Raw genomic sequence first — 581 nt, 5'->3', positions numbered from 1 at the left:
AGATCGACATCATCGAGCCCGCGGTCAAGGCGCTGCAGGCCCGCGCCTGGCCCACCGAGGCCCCTTTCCATGGCCCGTTCCCGGCCGACACCATCTTCTTGAAGGCACAGGCGGGGGAGTACCAGGCCATCGTCACGATGTACCACGACCAGGGCCAGATCGCGATCAAGCTGCTGGGCTTTGCGCGCGGCGTGACGGTGCAGGGCGGCCTGCCGATTCCCATCACCACACCGGCGCACGGCACGGCCTACGACATCGCCGGGCAGGGCAAGGCCAGTGCCGAGGCGACATGGCAGGCCTTCCAGATCGCCTGCCGCATGGGCATCGCCCAGCGCCGCAAGACTCTCGCCCTCTCCTGACCTCCCCCTTCTTCTCCCGGAGACCCGCACCATGAAAATCACTTCAGTCCGCACGCGCGTGTTCCAGTGGACGGGCAAGACCGTGCCGCCGCAAGGCCACTTCTGCTCCAACGCGATGGACCTGCTGTACTCGCCGGCCGAGAGCATGAGCACCTTCCGCTTCCACGCCTGGACGGTGGTGGAAATCGAGACCGACACGGGGCTCATCGGCCTGGGCAATGT

Annotated in this window: 1 protein-coding gene and 1 pseudogene; both read left to right on the top strand. The window is 66.8% G+C overall.

Going from position 1 to position 581, the window contains the following annotated elements:
- On the top strand, positions 1–359 hold a 359-nt coding region (locus D7Y13_RS42080), incomplete at its 5' end, for a 4-hydroxythreonine-4-phosphate dehydrogenase PdxA (RefSeq protein ID WP_208734569.1).
- A 31-nt stretch (positions 360–390) separates the two neighbouring features.
- A pseudogene (locus D7Y13_RS42075) lies at positions 391–581 on the top strand (hypothetical protein); the annotation flags it as partial.

It is taken from the genome of Corallococcus praedator (assembly GCF_003612125.1).
GTDB lineage: Bacteria > Myxococcota > Myxococcia > Myxococcales > Myxococcaceae > Corallococcus > Corallococcus praedator.
The sequence above is the reverse complement of the archived record's forward strand: the minus strand, read 5'-3'. Positions and strand labels throughout refer to the sequence as shown.